General features: G+C 61.3%; 17 protein-coding genes and 1 other RNA gene. 13 read left to right on the top strand and 5 right to left on the bottom strand.

The annotated features are described in order from the left end of the window. Nucleotides 1–241: 241 nt before the first annotated feature. The 3 genes from zapA to WFM45_RS17270 all read left to right on the top strand — a co-directional run bounded on the left by zapA (nucleotide 242) and on the right by WFM45_RS17270 (nucleotide 1,456). Nucleotides 242–571, top strand: coding sequence for a cell division protein ZapA (zapA, locus tag WFM45_RS17280; RefSeq protein ID WP_004931621.1), 330 nt, complete (start codon nucleotides 242–244; stop codon nucleotides 569–571). A 41-nt stretch (nucleotides 572–612) separates the two neighbouring features. Further along, a non-coding RNA gene (gene ssrS, locus WFM45_RS17275) (6S RNA) lies at nucleotides 613–795 on the top strand. Between the two features lie 52 nt (nucleotides 796–847). After that, a complete protein-coding gene (locus tag WFM45_RS17270; RefSeq protein ID WP_033632150.1) occupies nucleotides 848–1,456 on the top strand; it encodes a 5-formyltetrahydrofolate cyclo-ligase in 609 nt (202 codons plus the stop codon). Nucleotides 1,457–1,504: 48 nt separating this feature from the next. On the opposite strand, the gene serA is transcribed toward WFM45_RS17270, so the two are convergent. Both serA and rpiA read right to left on the bottom strand, forming a co-directional pair. After that, nucleotides 1,505–2,743, bottom strand: a complete 1,239-nt coding sequence (gene serA, locus WFM45_RS17265; RefSeq protein WP_004931617.1) for a phosphoglycerate dehydrogenase — start codon at nucleotides 2,741–2,743, stop codon at nucleotides 1,505–1,507. A gap of 292 nt (nucleotides 2,744–3,035) precedes the next feature. Next, complete coding sequence (gene rpiA / locus WFM45_RS17260; RefSeq protein WP_004931614.1) at nucleotides 3,036–3,692, bottom strand: ribose-5-phosphate isomerase RpiA; 657 nt, start codon at nucleotides 3,690–3,692, stop codon at nucleotides 3,036–3,038. Between the two features lie 204 nt (nucleotides 3,693–3,896). Between rpiA and WFM45_RS17255 the strand changes: the two genes are divergently transcribed. Then, nucleotides 3,897–4,790: a LysR family transcriptional regulator ArgP gene (locus WFM45_RS17255; protein ID WP_004931613.1), complete on the top strand. Its 894-nt coding sequence runs from the start codon at nucleotides 3,897–3,899 to the stop codon at nucleotides 4,788–4,790. 48 nt (nucleotides 4,791–4,838) lie between these two features. On the opposite strand, the gene WFM45_RS17250 is transcribed toward WFM45_RS17255, so the two are convergent. From WFM45_RS17250 to WFM45_RS17240, 3 genes are all read right to left on the bottom strand, one after another. Further along, nucleotides 4,839–5,570, bottom strand: a complete 732-nt coding sequence (locus WFM45_RS17250; RefSeq protein ID WP_031300626.1) for an oxidative stress defense protein — start codon at nucleotides 5,568–5,570, stop codon at nucleotides 4,839–4,841. A gap of 121 nt (nucleotides 5,571–5,691) precedes the next feature. Continuing rightward, nucleotides 5,692–6,309 (bottom strand): arginine exporter ArgO, encoded by a 618-nt coding sequence (gene argO, locus WFM45_RS17245; RefSeq protein WP_336956555.1) that lies wholly within the window; start codon nucleotides 6,307–6,309, stop codon nucleotides 5,692–5,694. Between the two features lie 125 nt (nucleotides 6,310–6,434). Beyond that, nucleotides 6,435–7,253, bottom strand: a complete 819-nt coding sequence (locus WFM45_RS17240) for an IclR family transcriptional regulator (protein ID WP_033632146.1) — start codon at nucleotides 7,251–7,253, stop codon at nucleotides 6,435–6,437. Nucleotides 7,254–7,627: 374 nt separating this feature from the next. Between WFM45_RS17240 and WFM45_RS17235 the strand changes: the two genes are divergently transcribed. The 9 genes from WFM45_RS17235 (at nucleotide 7,628) to ulaD (ending at nucleotide 17,547) form a co-directional block, all read left to right on the top strand. Beyond that, complete coding sequence (locus WFM45_RS17235) at nucleotides 7,628–9,181, top strand: sugar ABC transporter ATP-binding protein (protein ID WP_085337108.1); 1,554 nt, start codon at nucleotides 7,628–7,630, stop codon at nucleotides 9,179–9,181. After that, the gene (locus WFM45_RS17230; protein ID WP_103086245.1) at nucleotides 9,174–10,259 is read left to right on the top strand and encodes an ABC transporter permease; all 1,086 of its coding nucleotides are present in this window, start codon (nucleotides 9,174–9,176) and stop codon (nucleotides 10,257–10,259) included. Before WFM45_RS17235 ends, WFM45_RS17230 begins: the two co-directional genes overlap by 8 nt. A 14-nt stretch (nucleotides 10,260–10,273) precedes the next feature. Then, entirely contained in the window at nucleotides 10,274–11,374 is a 1,101-nt protein-coding gene (locus WFM45_RS17225; RefSeq protein WP_033632144.1) for an ABC transporter substrate-binding protein, read from the top strand. Continuing rightward, nucleotides 11,371–12,246, top strand: a complete 876-nt coding sequence (locus WFM45_RS17220; protein ID WP_174435778.1) for an SMP-30/gluconolactonase/LRE family protein — start codon at nucleotides 11,371–11,373, stop codon at nucleotides 12,244–12,246. Before WFM45_RS17225 ends, WFM45_RS17220 begins: the two co-directional genes overlap by 4 nt. A 256-nt stretch (nucleotides 12,247–12,502) precedes the next feature. After that, nucleotides 12,503–13,501 (top strand): 3-dehydro-L-gulonate 2-dehydrogenase, encoded by a 999-nt coding sequence (yiaK, locus tag WFM45_RS17215; protein ID WP_336956551.1) that lies wholly within the window; start codon nucleotides 12,503–12,505, stop codon nucleotides 13,499–13,501. A gap of 13 nt (nucleotides 13,502–13,514) precedes the next feature. After that, a complete protein-coding gene (locus tag WFM45_RS17210) occupies nucleotides 13,515–13,985 on the top strand; it encodes a YhcH/YjgK/YiaL family protein (protein WP_016930018.1) in 471 nt (156 codons plus the stop codon). Nucleotides 13,986–14,108: 123 nt separating this feature from the next. Next, nucleotides 14,109–15,404: an MFS transporter gene (locus tag WFM45_RS17205; RefSeq protein WP_033632141.1), complete on the top strand. Its 1,296-nt coding sequence runs from the start codon at nucleotides 14,109–14,111 to the stop codon at nucleotides 15,402–15,404. Continuing rightward, nucleotides 15,404–16,894, top strand: a complete 1,491-nt coding sequence (locus WFM45_RS17200) for an FGGY-family carbohydrate kinase (RefSeq protein WP_336956685.1) — start codon at nucleotides 15,404–15,406, stop codon at nucleotides 16,892–16,894. Before WFM45_RS17205 ends, WFM45_RS17200 begins: the two co-directional genes overlap by 1 nt. Beyond that, nucleotides 16,891–17,547, top strand: coding sequence for a 3-keto-L-gulonate-6-phosphate decarboxylase UlaD (gene ulaD / locus WFM45_RS17195; protein WP_336956549.1), 657 nt, complete (start codon nucleotides 16,891–16,893; stop codon nucleotides 17,545–17,547). The genes WFM45_RS17200 and ulaD overlap by 4 nt, the downstream gene beginning before the upstream one ends.

Genomic DNA, 17,547 nt, shown 5'->3' with positions numbered 1-17,547 from the left:
ACCTCAGTGGCTAGTTATAATCGCGATGTGGCAGGTTTCACACTGCGCCGGCGGGTGACGAAAGTGCGGTAAATACGCATTTTGAAACCCTTTTTTGACTGGCAATGTGCGCCACAGTAGATTACAACCAGGTACTGAAAAAGGGGTTGTATCTTGGTACCGAGGTATATATAGTGGCGCCCGCTTTGACGGCCCGGCCAGGGCGGACAAGGCTGGCGCGAAATTTAGGCAGGAAGGTGGCATGTCTGCACAACCGGTAGATATTCAAATTTTTGGCCGCTCGTTAAGAGTCAATTGCCCGCCAGAACAACAAGATGCGTTGAATATGGCGGCGGACGATCTTAACCAACGGTTGCAAGATCTTAAAGTTCGCACTAGAGTCTCCAATACTGAGCAACTGGTTTTCATCGCGGCATTGAACGTCTGTCACGAACTTGCTCAAGAACGGTTGAAAACCCGTGACTACGCGTCCAATATGGAACAACGCATACGGATGCTGCAGCAGACCATTGAACAAGCGCTGCTTGAACAAGGTCGCATCTCTGAACGTCAGGATGCACAATTCGAATAACTTAAGTTGTTGAAATCACAGTTTTCAGCAACGAGTACAAAATTTCTCTGAGATGTTCGCCAGCGGGCCAGTCCCCTGAGCCGATATTTAGTACAAACAGAATGTGTTGCTCCGCGATCGGTGAGCACGCTCGGTGCGCCGAGAAGCCTTAAGATTGCGACGGCACGTTCACCTTGAACCATGGGTTCAAGGGTTACAGCCTGCGACGGCATCTCGGAGATTCCCCTTCTCAGCGGTTTATGTGTGCTGAACACCACACAGAGCAAGCCTGATACGATGCCTTTTCAACCCCAATTCGCGCAGCAGCGCCAAACCATTCGTCAACTCATTCGCCAACGTCGGCGCGAGCTTACGCCGGGCCAGCAACGCTTTGCCGCAGAAAAGATAGCCGAACGCCTCGTCACGCATGAACGCATTCAGGCGGCGCACAGCATCGCGGTGTTTTTGTCGTTTGACGGCGAACTCGATACCGGGCCGCTGATCGAGCGGCTGTGGACGCTCGGCAAACGGGTTTACCTACCGGTGCTGCATCCGTTCAGCCCGGGCCACCTGCTGTTCCTGCGCTATGCGCCGGAAACGCCGCTGGTGCGCAATCGCTTCAATATTCTCGAACCGCGCCTCGATGTGCGCAAGGTGTTGCCGCTGGGTGAACTGGAAGTGGTGCTGACACCGCTGGTGGCGTTCGATCATACCGGGCAGCGTCTGGGCATGGGCGGCGGCTTTTACGATCGCACCCTGCAAAACTGGCGCAGCGGCGGCCCCTATCCCATCGGCCTGGCTCATGATTGCCAGCAGGTGGAACATCTGCCGACCGAACACTGGGATATCCCGCTGCCGGAAATCCTCACCCCGCTCTGCAGCTGGGCATGGCATGAGCCAAAATAGCAAAAGGCCGGATCGCTCCGGCCTTTTTCGTTGCGGCATGCCGCCGAATCAGAACAGCAGGCGGGCGCGGATGGTGCCGTCGATGGCTTTCATACGCTGCAGCGCGGCGTCGGCGCGCGCGGTTTCCGCTTCGATGTCGATCACCACATAGCCGATTTCCGGCCCGGTTTGCAAATACTGTGCGGCGATGTTAACCCCCTCTTCGGCAAAGATCTGGTTAATCTGCGTCAGCACGCCCGGACGGTTTTCGTGGATGTGCAGCAGGCGGCTGGCGTTCGGGCCATGCGCCGGCAGCGACACTTCCGGGAAGTTGACGGCGGACAGAGTCGATCCGTTGTCGGAGTATTTCGCCAGCTTGCCGGCCACTTCGTCGCCGATGTTCTCCTGCGCTTCCTGAGTGGAACCGCCGATGTGCGGCGTCAGCAGCACGTTGTCGAACTCACACAGCGGCGAATTGAACGGATCGCTGTTGGTCGCAGGCTCTTCCGGGAAGACGTCGATCGCCGCGCCCGCCAGGTGATTGCTGGCCAGCGCGTCGCACAGCGCGGGAATATCCACCACGGTGCCGCGCGAGGCGTTGATCAGAATGGCGCCCGGTTTCATCAGCGCCAGCTCTTCCGCCCCCATCATATTTTTGGTCGATGGCGTTTCCGGCACGTGCAGCGTCACCACGTCGCTCATATTGAGCAGATCGGACAGATGGCGCACCTGCTGCGCATTGCCCAGCGGCAGCTTGTTCTCGATGTCGTAGAAGAACACCTTCATGCCCAGCCCTTCGGCCAGAATGCCCAGTTGGGTACCGATATGGCCGTAGCCGATGATGCCCAGCTTTTTGCCGCGCGCCTCATAGGAGCCCACGGCCAGTTTGTGCCACACGCCGCGGTGCGCCTTGGCGTTGGCGGCCGGAATGCCGCGCAGCATCAACAGCAGCTCGCCCAGCACCATTTCGGCCACGGATCGGGTATTGGAGAAGGGGGCGTTGAAGACCGGAATACCGCGTTTGGTCGCCGCTTTCAGATCAACCTGGTTGGTGCCGATGCAGAAGCAGCCCACCGCCACCAGTTTTTCTGCGGCGGCGAACACCTCTTCAGTCAGATGCGTACGCGATCGGATGCCGACGAAGTGTGCATCGCGGATGGATGCCTTCAACGATTCGGTGTCTAACGCACCCTTGTGGTATTCGATGTTGGTATAACCGGCGGCACGCAAATTATCGACCGTGCTCTGATGAACCCCTTCCACCAACAGGAATTTAATCCTGTCTTTCTCCAATGATACTTTTGCCATTTACCCGACCCTATGTTCAGACTTCAGAAGCGGCTGTGACGACACAGCTCCCATCCAACATAACAAAAATAACGCGGGCGGCAATACAAACGATTGCCTGCTTGGCAGGACAAGGCGCAGCGTCGATGGCGGTTTACGGCAGAAAATGCCATAGGGAAAGTTTTCGGCAGAAGCTTTGGGGAGTCAGTTTTCACAATGTGACATAAGTCACCAAATTTGCCGTTTTTCAGAAAAGATATTTTAACCGAAGAATTATGCGGCCCGGCACCGCCGGGCCACAAACGGCAGAAGCTTATTTGACCACTTTCACGCCTTCCGGGGTGCCGACCAGCGCCACGTCCGCGCCACGGTTGGCGAACAGCCCCACGGTCACCACGCCGGCGATGCCGTTGATCTTGTTCTCCAGCGCCACGGCGTCGGTAATGCTCAGGTTATGCACATCGAGGATCACGTTGCCGTTGTCGGTCACCACGTTCTGGCGATACTCCGGCAGGCCGCCGAGTTTCACCAGCTCACGCGCCACGTAAGAGCGAGCCATCGGGATCACTTCCACCGGCAGCGGGAATTTGCCCAGCACGTCCACCTGCTTGCTGGCGTCGACGATACAGATAAATTTCTTGGCGATGGCGGCAATGATCTTCTCGCGCGTCAGCGCCGCGCCGCCGCCCTTGATCATCTGCATATGGCCGTTGATTTCGTCCGCGCCGTCCACGTAGATATCGAGCGAGTCCACTTCGTTGCTGTCGAACACGTGGATGCCGAGGCTTTTCAGCTTGGCGGTGGAGGCATCGGAGCTGGACACCGCGCCTTCGATCTGGTGCTTGATGGAGCCCAGCGCGTCAATAAAGTGGGCGGCGGTAGAGCCGGTGCCGACCCCGACGATGGTGCCCGGCGTCACGTATTCCAGCGCCGCCCAGCCCACCGCTTTTTTCAGTTCATCCTGCGTCATAATATGTCCCTTGCCTCTGTACGAAAACGTGTGCGTATTATAGGGTAAAACGCTGTTTTTCACGCTGGCAGGATCACACTTATTTACCGCAGCCCGCATTTTTACCCGCCTGGCGGCGAGCTGGGGGCGTGATTTTTCCACCTGCGCCATGCGTAAAATGTGGCATAGTGCCGGTATCATTCTAATTTAAGGGATATCTTTCCGATGAAACGCCCAGACTATCGTACGCTGCAAGCGCTGGACGCGGTGATCCGTGAGCGCGGCTTCGAGCGCGCCGCGCAAAAACTCTGTATCACGCAATCGGCGGTATCCCAACGCATCAAACAGCTGGAAAACCTGTTCGGCCAACCGCTGCTGGTTCGTACCGTGCCGCCGCGCCCGACCGAACAGGGGCAAAAGCTGCTGGCGCTGCTGCATCAGGTGGAGCTGCTGGAAGAAGAGTGGCTGGGCAACGACACCGGAGTCGATACGCCGCTGCTGCTGTCGCTGGCGGTCAACGCCGACAGTCTGGCGACCTGGCTGCTGCCGGCGCTGAAGCCGGTGCTGGCGGACTCCCCCATTCGCCTGAATCTGCAGGTGGAAGATGAAACCCGCACCCAGGAGCGGCTGCGCCGCGGTGAAGTGGTGGGCGCGGTGAGTATTCAGCCGCAGCCGCTGCCGAGCTGCCTGGTGGATCGGCTGGGGGCGCTGGACTACCTGTTTGTGGCCTCCAGCGGCTTCGCCGAGCGCTATTTCCCGAACGGCGTCACCCGCTCCGCGCTGCTGAAAGCGCCGGCGGTGGCCTTCGACCATCTCGACGACATGCACCAGGCATTCCTGCAGCAGAACTTCGATCTGTCGCCGGGCAGCGTGCCCTGCCACATCGTGAACTCATCGGAAGCCTTCGTGCAGCTGGCGCGTCAGGGCACCACCTGCTGCATGATCCCGCATCTGCAGATCGAAAAGGAGCTGGCATCCGGTGAACTGATCGATCTGACGCCGGGGCTGTACCAGCGCCGCATGCTGTACTGGCACCGCTTCGCGCCGGAAAGCCGCATGATGCGTAAAGTGACCGACGCGTTGCTGGAGCACGGTCACCAGGTATTGCGCCAGGATTAAAACGAAAAAAGGTTCGCCGCGGCGAACCTTTTCTTCAATACCACACCCTTACTGCGCGGCGTTACGCTGCAGCTCAAACACCACATCCACCTGATCGTCGAAGTGAATGCTTTGCTGTTCATAGGTTTGCGCCGCGTCGTTTTCCGCCGCCGCGCCGGCCGCCTTATACATCCGCGCCACCGGCATCGGCTGGTAGTTGGCGACCCGGTAGCGAATGCTGTACACCGGCCCCAGCTTGGCGTGGAAGCCTTTGGCCAGGGATTCCGCCTGCTGAGTCGCGTTCTCGATCGCTTTTTGCCGCGCCTGCTCGCGATACACGTCCGGCTTGGCGACGCCCAGCTCCACCGCGCGGATCTCGTTCAGGCCGGATTTCAGCGCGCCGTCCAGCAACTCGTTCAGCTTGTCCAACTGGCGCAGGGTGACCTGCACCTGGCGCACCGCCCGGTAGCCCTTCAGCACCGACTCGCCGGTTTTCAGGTAGTCGTATTCCGGCTGAGTGCGCAGGTTGGCGGCGCTGATGTCTTTCTTCTCGATGTTGTTTTTCTGCAGGAAATCAAAGTACTGCGCCACGCGCTCGTCTACCTGCTTCTTCGCCTGGGCGGCGTCTTTGGAGGAAACGCTCACCTCGATCGCCAGGGTGGCGATATCCGGCGTGGCGTCCACGCTGGCGGTGCCGGAGGTGACGACGTGCGGCCCTTCAGGCAATTCAGCCGCCTGCAGCGCCATCGGTAGCGTCCCTAATCCGACCATTGCGGCCATAGCCAATGCTTTTAGCTTCACAGTGTCTCCTTAATGACAGGCTGTCTCTGATCGCCGGCTTTTCCCTGCGAGAACCGCCGGATTCCTGGCATCAAACGTAGCATATCGCACGGCGTTTTGAATTCGGATTAGTGACAAATTCTTATAAATTTGCCCCCTGCCAGGCCAGCTGCAGCGCGATGCCCCACATCACCAGCCCGACCAGCGCATTGATGATGCGCTGCGCTCGCTGGGTGTTCAGCCACGGCGCCAGCCAGGAGGCCAGCAGCGCCAGGCCGAAGAACCACACCGCCGACGCGCTGACCGCGCCAAGAGCGAACCAGGAGCGCACATCCGCCGTCAGCTGTCCGCCCAGGCTGCCGAGCACCACGAAAGTGTCCAGATAGACGTGCGGATTCAGCCAGGTGACCGCCAGCATGGTGACCACGATGCGCCAGCGGCTCTGCGCCAGCTCTTGCGCCGCAGCCTGCGCCGGTTGCGGACTGAAGGCTGAACGGAACGCGCCCCAGCCGTACCACAGCAGAAACGCCACCCCGCCCCAGGTCACCAGCGCCAGCAGCAACGGCGAACGGGTCAGCAACGCGCTGCCGCCGAAAATACCGGCGCAAATCAGCATGATATCGCTCAGTGCGCACAATGAGGCGATCATCAAATGGTACTGACGGCGAATGCCCTGATTCATCACGAATACGTTCTGCGGGCCCAGCGGCAGGATCATGGCGGCGCTCAGGGCAAAACCCTGCAGGAAGACGGCTAACATGGGAAATTCCTCGAATGATAAAAGGCGCCGGACGCGGGCGCGTATCGGTCAACACGCGCATCATACGAGGAAGCGATCATTAGGTGAAATTGATGTTTCTAATCCAGCATCAGCAGAACTAATACTCAAATCGGCGTGACGAACCCCAGCTCCTGCGAGATGCGTTGCGCGGTGGCCAGCACCGGTTTGATCAGGCTTTTGACGCCGATCTGCTGCAGCTTGGCGGTCGGCAGAGAAACTGACACCGCATAAGGCACGCGCTGTTGAATATCGAACACCGGTGCCGCCACGCAGGAGACCCCCAGCTCGTTTTCCTCGCGATCCATCGCCAAGCCGCGCTGGCGAATATCGGCCAGTTCCTCATACATCTTCGGCAGCTCGGTAATGGTATTGCGCGTCAGCGTCTGAATCTCCTGCTGGTGAGTCTGCCAGTAGTGAGCCGGATAATCGTCGTTGCCGTAGGCCATGAAGATTTTACCCATCGCCGAACAGTACAGCGGCATATGCTGGCCGATATAGGCGCGAGTGCGCATCATGCCGGTGGTCGGCTCCAGCTTGTAGATCAGGATGACGTGGTCGTCTTCGCGGCTGGAGAAGTTGACCGTCTCCCCCACTTCCAGGTTCAGCTGCTCCAAATGCGGCGCAGCCACGTGGATGATGTTGAGTGACGACAGCGCCTTCTGGCCGATGGAAATGAACTTGGTGGTCAGGCGGTAACTGCCCGGCGACGGCGCCTGGGTCACATAGCCGCTGGTGTGCAACCCCTGCAGCAGACGATGCACCGTGCTCTTGTTCATGCCGGCCAGCTCAGACAGATGCGCCAGTGGGCACCCGTTGGGAAAATTGCTCAGGATCTCAATCAACTGCAAACCGCGGAACAGGCTTTGGCTGCCCAGCGGTTTGTCTTTCTTGTCATCTTTCTCGTCGACGGCTTTCAGACTCATAGCGAAAATCTCTCCAGTGTCGAACCGCCAACCGGCGCTGCGGCGAAGTCAGCAGGCTCTTTGCCGGGCATGTTACCCCAAGGCCCGCATCAGGTGAAGACGGAACGCCGTTTCATTGTCCGCAGCGGGCCAAAAATCCGCAATATTTCCCCCGCATTGAAGTGAGCCATCGGTCACACTTCCGCAAAGTAAAAAATAACCCATTGTTTAATAACAGTAATTAAAACCTCATCGCCTTTGATTTAGCGCAACGAACGTCATATTATTTTTGAAATTGAATTTCGCATGTTGAAATTTAAAGGCCAGATACTCACCAGCGGTTTAGCTGATTTGCCCGGCATCTTCGCACGGGCGCAACACCAGGGGCGCATCACATGACTATCGATAATGCGGCACAGCCCATCCTTACCCTCAGCCACATCGTCAAACGATTTGGCGGCAACGTGGCGGTCAACGACGTCAGCCTGCAGGTGATGCCGGGCGAGGTTCTGGCGCTGCTGGGCGAAAACGGCGCCGGCAAATCGACGCTGATCAAAGTGCTGGCGGGCGTCTACCCGCGTGACGGCGGCGATATTCGCTTTCAGGGCGCAAGCATCGCCTCCGCCGCCGCGATAAAAAGCGCCAGCCGCCAGCCGATCGCCTTTATTCATCAGGATCTCGGCCTGATCGAATGGATGACGGTGGCGGAAAACATGGCGCTGGTGATGGGGTTTCCCCGCCGCTTTGGGTTGATCGACTGGCGCGCCATTCGCCGCCGGGCGGTGCAGGCGCTGCAAGACGTCGGCATCGCGCTCGATCCCGATGCGCGCGTCTTCGAACTGTCTCGCACCGAAAAATCGCTGCTGGCGATCGCCCGCGCGGTGGCGGTCAACGCCGAGCTGCTGGTGCTGGATGAACCGACCGCCTCCCTGCCCGCCAACGACGTGCGTCATCTGTTCGCCGTGATCAACCGGCTGCGCGCCAAAAAGGTCGGCATGATTTATGTCACCCACCGTCTGGACGAAGTGATCGAAATCGCCGATCGGGTCTGCGTGATGCGCGACGGGCGCTATGTCGCCGGCGGCCGCACCGCCGACTACTCGCTGCGCGATCTGGTGCAAACCATCGTCGGCGAAGCGATGGCGGACGATCAGCGCGAACCGCTGCCGGAGCATCGTCCGCCGGTGCTGCAGCTCGATAGCGTCACGGTGGGCGACATCGGCCCGGTGAGCTTCGAGTTGCAGCCGGGCGAGATGCTGGCGTTGGCCGGCCTGCGCGGGGCCGGGCAAGAAGAGATTGGCCGGCTGCTGTTCGGGTTGCGTCAGGCCGACGGCGGCGCGATTCAGTTTCGCGATCGGCCCTATCTGGCGAGCTCCCCGCAGCAGGCGATGGCCTGCGGCGTTTCACTGGTGGCGGGCGATCGCACCGGTGAAAGCCTGGTGATGTCGATGAGCGTGCGTGAAAACCTGTTTATCAACCCCTGCGCCAGCGGCCACCGGCTGCTCTCCCGCTACGGGCGGCGAGCGGAGATCGGCGCCAGTTGGTGGAAGGTGCAGCTGTTCGACGTACGCCCCAAGGACGTCAATATCGATATCAGCGCGCTGTCCGGCGGCAACCAGCAAAAGGTGGTGATGGCGCGCTGGATGCACCTGGGGGCGCCGCTGCTGATCCTGGAAGATCCCACCGCCGGCGTGGACGTCGGCGCGCGAGCGGAAATCTACCACCTGTTGAATAAATCCCTGGCGGAAGGCGTGGCGGTGCTGGTGATCTCCAACGATTTCGAGGAGATCGCCCATATTTGCAACCGCGCGCTGGTATTCAACCGTGGGAAAGTGGTCGGCGAATTGAAAAATCAACAGGTGTCATTCGCCAATTTATTGGAGCTGGCCTCCGCCAGCACCGGGGAAAGCGTCGCAATCACGTCAGAATCCGAGGTAGGCCATGTCTAAAACATCCGTTAAATCAACCGCGCTGGAGCAGCGCGTCAGCCTGGCGCAGGACGGCGCCGGCCCGTGGCTGATGCAGGTTCTCACCCGCTATGGCCTGCTGCTGCTGTGCATCGCGCTGGTCGTGCTGTTCTCACTGCTCACCCCCTCCTTCGCATCGATGCTGACGCTGCAGGCGATCCTGTCGAGCAAGGCCAAAATCGCCCTGTTGGCGCTGGCGGCGACCATCCCGATGATCGTGGGCAAGATCGATCTTAACGTCGGCTTCGGCATTGTGCTGTGGCACATCCTGGCGATCACGCTGCAGGTGGAATACGGCTTCTCCTGGCAGATGGCGGTGCTGACGGTGCTGGCGATTTCGGCGCTGTACGGGTTGCTGAACGGCATTCTGGTGGCACTGGCCGATATCGACAGCTTCGTCGCCACCCTCGGCTCCGGCACCGTACTGTACGCCATTGCCCTGTGGCACTCCGGCGGGCGGCAGATCGTCGGCGACTTGCCGGATGCCTTTATCGCGCTGCACCACACCGAGATCGCCGGCATTCCGATCGTGGCGTTTTACGTGCTGATCGTCGCGGTGGTGCTCTGGCTCATCACCGAACATACCCCGCTCGGCCGCTGCATGTATGCGGTGGGCGGCAACCCGGCGGCGGCGCGTCTGAACGGCATCTCGGTCAATCGCTTTACCATCGGCGCCTTCATCGCCTCCAGCGTGCTCACCGGTTTCAGCGGCGTATTGATCGCCGCCGAACAGGGCGTCGGCCAGGCCAGCGTCGGCATGGACTATCTGCTGCCGGCGCTGGTCGGCGCCTTCCTCGGCAGCACCACCATTCGCCCAGGGCGCGTCAACGTCTGGGGCACCGTGGTCGGCATCGCCATTCTGGCAATCGGCATCGCCGGCATTCAGCAGTTCGGCGGCGAATTCTGGGTCGAGCCGCTGTTCAACGGCGCGACGCTGTTGCTGTCGATCACCCTGGCCGGCTATGCCCAACGCCGTCGGCTGCTCAATCAGAAAGCGGTACAACGCAGCCAGGCGACGCCGGCTGACAACAACAACAATCAGACAGCGACCCACCCTTAAACCAGGAGCACACCATGAAACGCATTTGGCTGTTACCGGGGTTCACGACCTTGCTGCTCGCCGCATCGCCGGCCTGGGCCGACGCCTATCTCGATCAGGCCACCGCCGCCGTCGCGAAGGCCACCGCCAGCGCCACCCAGTGGGACGGCCCCACCAGCGGCCCGCAGCTGCAGGCCAACAAGAAGATCATTTTTATCGCCTCCGACATGAAGAACGGCGGCGTGCAAGGGGTGCAACAGGGGTTGAGCGAAGCGGCGAAAGCCGCCGGCTGGAGGCTGGAAACGCTCGACGGCGGCGGCTCGGTGAAAGATCAGCTGGCATCGCTCAATCAGGCCATCGCCCAGAAACCGGACGGCATTGTGATCGGCGGCTGGAACCCTAACGTCGCCAAGATCCCGCTGAAAAAGGCCGTACAGCAGGGCATCGTGCTGACCGCCTGGCACGCGGTGCCGGAACCGGGCCCCATCGCCAAATACAACGTGTTCTATAACGTCACGTCGGATTCCAACGAAGTGGCGCGCATCGCCGCGCAATACGCGGTGGTGCAGTCCGGCGGCAAGGCGAGCGTCTTGATCTTCACCGACTCGCTGTACCAAATCGCGTTGGACAAGGCCAACGTCATGAAAGAAGAGATCGCCAAATGCAGCGGCTGCACGCTGCTGGAATTCATCGACACGCCGCTGGCCGATACCGCCAACCGCATGCCGGCGATGACCTTCAGCCTGCTGCAGAAGTACGGCGACAAATTCCAATATGCGCTGGCGATCAACGATCTGTACTTCGACTTTATGGCTCCGGCGCTGAAGACTGCCGGCAAAGGCGGCAAGAACGCGCCTTACAACGTGTCGGCCGGCGACGGTTCGATCTCCGCTTACCAGCGTATCCGGTCAGGCGACAGCCAGTCGGCGACGGTGCCGGAGCCCTTGAAACTGCACGGTTGGCAACTGCTGGACGAATTCAACCGCGCCTTCGCCAAGCAGCCGCCTTCCGGCTACGTCACGCCGGCGCACCTGGTGACACGCGACAATATCGCCGCCGACGGCGGCGCCAATAACCTGTATGACCCGCAAAATGATTATCAGGGCCATTACAAAGCGATCTGGGGCGTGAAGTGAACGGCGGCATTCGGCATTCATTGCGCACGCACGCTCAGCTCGAGCGCTTGTGCTCACCGGCGATTTGGGCCGAAGGGCCGGTCTGGCTGCCGCAGGAGGATACGGTGGTGTTCAGCGACGTGAAAGGCAACCGCATGTTCCGCTGGTCGCGCCGGGGTGAGCTGGCCCTATACCGTTCACCGTCGCACTACGCCAACGGCAATGCGCGCGACGGCGAGGGGCGCGTGGTCAGCTGCGAACACGGGCGGCGCGGCATCAGCCGCACCGAAAGCGATGGCGAAGTGCGCCTGTTGATCGACCGCGTCGACGGCAAGCGCTTTAACTCGCCGAACGACGTGGCGGTGCGTTCCGACGGCACCCTGTGGTTCACCGATCCGCCCTACGGCATCATCGGCGACGAAGAGGGTTACAAATCGGAAAGCCAGGTGATCGGCTGTTACCTCTACAGCTTCGATCCGCGCGACGGTTCGCTAACTATTGCCGCCTGCGACCTGCAGCGCCCGAACGGCCTGGCGTTTTCACCGGATGAAAAGTGGCTGTATGTGGCGGACATGTCGATCGTGGATTTCCCGACGCTGGGCCGCCGCGAGCTGCGCGTCTATGCGGTCAACGGCCGCGAGCTGGAAGCCGGCCGCCATTTCGCGACGGTGGAGCCCGGTTTCCCAGACGGGTTCTGCGTCGATCGGGCCGGCAATCTGTTTTGCAGCTGCGCCGACGGCGTGCTGGTCTTTGATCCTGAGGGGCGACAGATCGACAAAATCAGCGTGCCGGAACGCGTCTCCAATTGTACCTTCGGCGGCCCGAACGGCGATGAGCTCTATATCACCGCCACCACCTCGCTCTACCGCATGGTGCTGAACACTCGCGGTTAGCCGGGGTCTTGCAAGACGCAGGGTGGGTTTCGATCCGCCCTGCTTTGTCACGTCTGAAGCACGCCATCCCCACCAAAACGTGGCGGCGATCACAAAATCACCACTCAATTTTAACGTCATGTTTTTCATGAATAATTTTACTCCCCCTTGCTTTGACTTCCCTGAACCGCCGGGATAGCATTTATTTGAAATGCAATTTCGCATATTGAAATTTAGCGAACCAAAAACAGACGATTCGCACAGGCGGAGAACCGGCATGAGAGTGAGTTACAGCGAGTTAAAACAGCAATTCAAACGCGTGCTGCTGGCGCGCGGCGTGGCGGAACATCTCGCCGACGACTGCGCCGGCATGTTCGCCGACACCACCGCCAGCGGCGTTTACTCCCACGGCGTTAACCGCTTTCCGCGCTTTATTCAGCAGTTGGACGCCGGCGATATCGTGCCGGACGCCGAACCCAGCAAACTGTTGTCTCTGGGGGCGATCGAGCAATGGGATGCGCACCAGGGCATCGGCAACCTTACCGCCCGCCGCATGATGGATCGCGCCATGCAGTTGGCCGACGATCATGGCATCGGCCTGGTGGCGCTGCGCAACGCCAACCACTGGATGCGCGGCGGCGGTTACGGCTGGCAGGCGGCGGAGAAAGGCTATATCGGCATTTGCTGGACCAACTCGATCGCCGTGATGCCGCCGTGGGGCGCCAAAACGTGCCGTATCGGTACCAACCCTTTGATCGTCGCCGTGCCCGGCAACCCGATCACCATGGTGGACATGTCGATGTCGATGTTTTCCTACGGCGCGCTGGAGCTGAACCGGCTGGCGGGTAAAACCCTGCCGGTGGACGGCGGCTTCGACAACGACGGCCGCCTGACCCGCGATCCGGCCATCATCGAAGAGAATCGGCGCATTCTGCCGATGGGGTATTGGAAGGGATCGGCGCTGTCGATCGTGCTGGACATGATCGCCACCCTGCTGTCCGGCGGCGCCTCGGTGGCGGAAGTGACGGAGGATCACCGCGACGAGTACGGCGTCTCGCAGGTGTTCATCGCGATTGAGATCGACCGGTTGATCGACGGCGACAGCCGCGATCAAAAACTGCAGCGCATCATGGATTACGTCACCAGCGCCGAACGGGACAACCCCGACGTCGCCATTCGCCTGCCGAGCCACAAGTTCCCGCGCATTCTGGCAGAAAACCTGCGCGACGGCATTCCGGTCGACGAACGAGTCTGGGCGCGCATTCAGGCGCTGTAACGGGAGGAGCATCATGATATTCGGCCACATCGCCAACACCGCGCCCGAGCAGTACCCGACGCCGGTCGCCAACGCCGTCGCCTATTTGCAGCGCACCGATTTCAGCGTCTTGCCCGCAGGGCGCTATGAAGATCCCGCCACCGGCTACGTGGTGCAAGTGCTGGATCTGCATACCCAACCACCGGATGCGCTGCGCCCGGAAGTCCACCGGCAAAACGTCGACGTGCAGTTTCTGGTCAGCGGCACCGAACTTATCGGCGTAGCGGCGGACAACGGCGACAACGTCGTTCATCAGGAGCTGCTGGCGCAGCGCGACATCCTGTTTTATCAGGACGTGGCCGACGAATCCTGGCTCACGATGCGGCCCGGCAACTTCGCGGTATTTTTCCCACAGGACGTGCATCGCCCGGCCTGCATTAACCAACGCCCCAGCGCGATACGCAAGGTGGTGGTGAAAATACCGCTGGCGTCGTTTAGCGCCTGATAGCCGCCACACCGTAACGATAACAACACCGGTCCATGGGCCTGTGCGGGCGCCCCTGCGCCCAAATCAAGCAAAACAATAACGCCCGACCCTACAAAAAAGCGAACATCGAAAGAGGTCCTTATGAATACAGCCTCCGTTTCCGTCAGCCAAAGCCAGGCGATCCCCAAGCTCCGCTGGCTGAGGATCGTGCCGCCGATCCTCATCACCTGCATCATTTCTTACATGGACCGGGTCAACATCGCCTTCGCCATGCCCGGCGGCATGGATGACGAACTCGGCATCACCGCCTCGATGGCCGGGCTGGCCGGCGGCATCTTCTTCATCGGTTACCTGTTTCTGCAGGTGCCCGGCGGCAAGCTGGCGGTATACGGCAACGGCAAGAAATTCATCGGCTGGTCACTGTTGGCCTGGGCGGTGATCTCGGTGCTGACCGGGCTGGTCACCAACCAGTACCAGCTGCTGTTCCTGCGCTTCGCCCTCGGCGTTTCCGAAGGCGGCATGCTGCCGGTGGTGCTGACCATGATCAGTAACTGGTTCCCGGATAAGGAGCGCGGCCGCGCCAACGCCATCGTCATCATGTTCGTGCCGATCGCCGGCATTCTCACCGCCCCGCTGTCGGGTTGGATCATCACCGCCTGGGACTGGCGCATGCTGTTTCTGGTGGAGGGCGCTCTGTCGCTGGTCGTCATGGCGCTGTGGTACTTCACCATCAGCAACCGGCCCCAGGAGGCCAAATGGATCTCGCAGGCGGAAAAAGAGTATCTGGTAAAGACCCTGCACGACGAACAGCTGCTGATCAAAGGAAAAACGGTGCGCAACGCCTCGCTGCGCCGGGTGCTCGGCGACCGGATCATGTGGCAGCTGATCCTGGTGAATTTTTTCTACCAGACCGGTATCTACGGCTACACCCTGTGGCTGCCGACCATTTTGAAAGAGCTGACCCACGGCGATATGGAACAAGTGGGCCTGCTGGCTATCTTGCCCTATATCGGCGCCATCTTCGGCATGCTGATCATCTCCACCCTCTCCGATCGCACCGGTAAGCGCAAAGTCTTCGTCGCCCTGCCGCTGGCCTGCTTTGCCGCCTGCATGGCGCTGTCGGTGCTGCTGAAGGATCACGTCTGGTGGTCTTACGCTGCGCTGGTCGGCTGCGGCGTATTTATTCAGGCGGCGGCCGGGGTGTTCTGGACCATCCCGCCCAAATTGTTCAACGCCGAAGTGGCCGGCGGCGCGCGCGGCGTGATCAATGCGCTGGGCAACCTCGGCGGCTTTTGCGGCCCGTATATGGTCGGCGTCCTGATCAGCCTGTTCAACAAGGATGTCGGTGTCTACAGCCTGGCTGCCTCGTTGGCGATCGCCTCCGTGCTGGCGTTGATGCTGCCCAATAAATGCGACCACAGTACGAGGAGCGAATGATGGAATATTGGCTGGGGCTCGACTGCGGCGGCACCTTCATCAAGGCGGGTTTATACGACCGCAGGGGCCATGAACACGGCGTTGCGCGGCGCAATCTGGCGATCGTCGCGCCGCAGCCCGGCTGGGCCGAGCGCGATATGGCATCGCTGTGGCGCACCGCCGCCGACGTGATCCGTGAAGTGCTGTCCGCCAGCGGCGTCGCCGCCGGCGCCATCCAGGCCATCGGCATCTCGGCGCAGGGCAAGGGCGCGTTTCTGCTGGATAAACAGGGGCAGCCGCTGGGCAACGCCATGCTCTCTTCCGATCAGCGCGCGCTGGCGCTGGTGCAGGAATGGCAACGGCAGGGCGTGCCGCAGGCGCTGTATCCGCAAACGCGCCAAACGCTGTGGACCGGGCACCCGGTCTCGCTGCTGCGCTGGCTGAAGCGGCATCAGCCTGAACGTTACGCCCGCATCGGCAGCGTGCTGATGGCGCACGACTACCTGCGCTATTGCCTGACCGGCGAGCTGGCCTGCGAAGAAACCAATATCTCCGAATCCAACCTGTATCAGATGCGCAGTGGACGCTATGACCCGGCGCTGGCGCAGCTGCTGGGCATCGGCGACATCATGCCCGCCCTGCCGACGATTGTCGGTTCGGCCGACATCGCCGGACGCGTCGCGGCAAACGCCGCGGCCATTACCGGCCTGCAAATCGGCACCCCGGTGGTCGGCGGGTTGTTCGACGTGGTGTCCACCGCGCTGTGCGCCGGCCTGCAGGACGAAACCCGGCTCAACGCGGTGATGGGGACCTGGTCGGTCACCAGCGGCATCACCGACGCCATCGTCGAGGGTTTCGATCATCCCTTTGTCTATGGCCGCCACGCCGAAAACGGCCAATACATCGTGCACGAAGCCAGCCCCACTTCCGCCGCCAACCTGGAATGGTTCTGTCACCAATGGGGGCTGCAGGACTACGACCAGCTTAACCGCTGGGTCGCCGCCCTGCCGAAAGCCGCCGGCGATCTGCTGTTCGCCCCTTTCCTGTATGGCTCCAACGCCGGCCTGGGGCTGAGCGCCAGCTTCTACGGCCTGCAGGCCTTCCACCAGCGCGAGCACCTGGTGCAGGCGATCTACGAAGGCGTGGTGTTCTGCCACATGACGCACCTTAACCGCATGCGCCGGCGTTTCCCTGAGGCGCAGGCGCTGCGCGTGACCGGCGGCCCCGCCAAATCCCTCCCCTGGATGCAAATGTTCGCCGACGTCAGCGGCCTGCCGGTTGAGCTGCCGCAGGTGGAAGAAACCGGCTGTCTGGGCGCGGCGATGGCGGCCATGGTCGGCAGCGGCGTCTTCAGCGATTTCACCGCCGCCCAGCGCCGGCTGGCGCCGCGTATCGAGCGGCTGCTGCCTGATGCGGCCGCCGCCGAAGCTTACGACCACAAACACCAACGTTATCAGGCGCTGATTGCTGCATTGCAACATCTGCAGCCCGCCAACAAGGAGGCCCCATGAGCACGAAACCGCGCCTGCAGCTGGCGCTCGATCAAACCCGTTTGGATACGGCGCTGCGCACCGCCGAGACCCTCAGCCCCCATGTGGACATCATCGAGGCCGGTACCATTTTGTGCATCAGCGCCGGCATTCAGGCGGTTAGCGCGCTGCGCGAGCGCTGTCCGCAGCACACGCTGGTGGCCGATCTCAAGGTGGCCGACGCCGGTGCGACGCTGGCCGAGCAGGCCTTCGGCCAGGGCGCGGACTGGATGACCGTGATCTGCGCCGCGCCGTTGGCCACCATGGCCAGCGCGCGGGAGGTCGCCGAGCGTCACGGCGGCGAAATCCAGATCGAACTGTTCGGCCGCTGGACATTGGAGGATGCGCGGCAATGGCACGGCCTTGGCATTCGCCAGGCGATCTATCACCGCGGCCGCGACGCGCAGGCCAGCGGGCAAACCTGGGGCCGACAGGATCTGGATCGGATGAAGGCGCTGTCCGATCTGGGCATCGCGCTGTCGGTGACCGGCGGCATCACGCCCGCCGACCTGCCGCTGTTTAAAGAGATCGCCGTCACCGCCTTTATCGCCGGCCGCGCGCTGGCCGAGGCCGGCGATCCGCCGGCGGCCGCCAGGCAGTTCCGCGCCGCCATCGATGACATCTGGAGATCATGA

This window comes from Serratia sp. KG1D, assembly GCF_037150675.1.
GTDB classification, from domain to species: Bacteria; Pseudomonadota; Gammaproteobacteria; order Enterobacterales; family Enterobacteriaceae; genus Serratia; species Serratia nematodiphila.
This window is presented reverse-complemented; position numbering and strand designations above follow the sequence as displayed.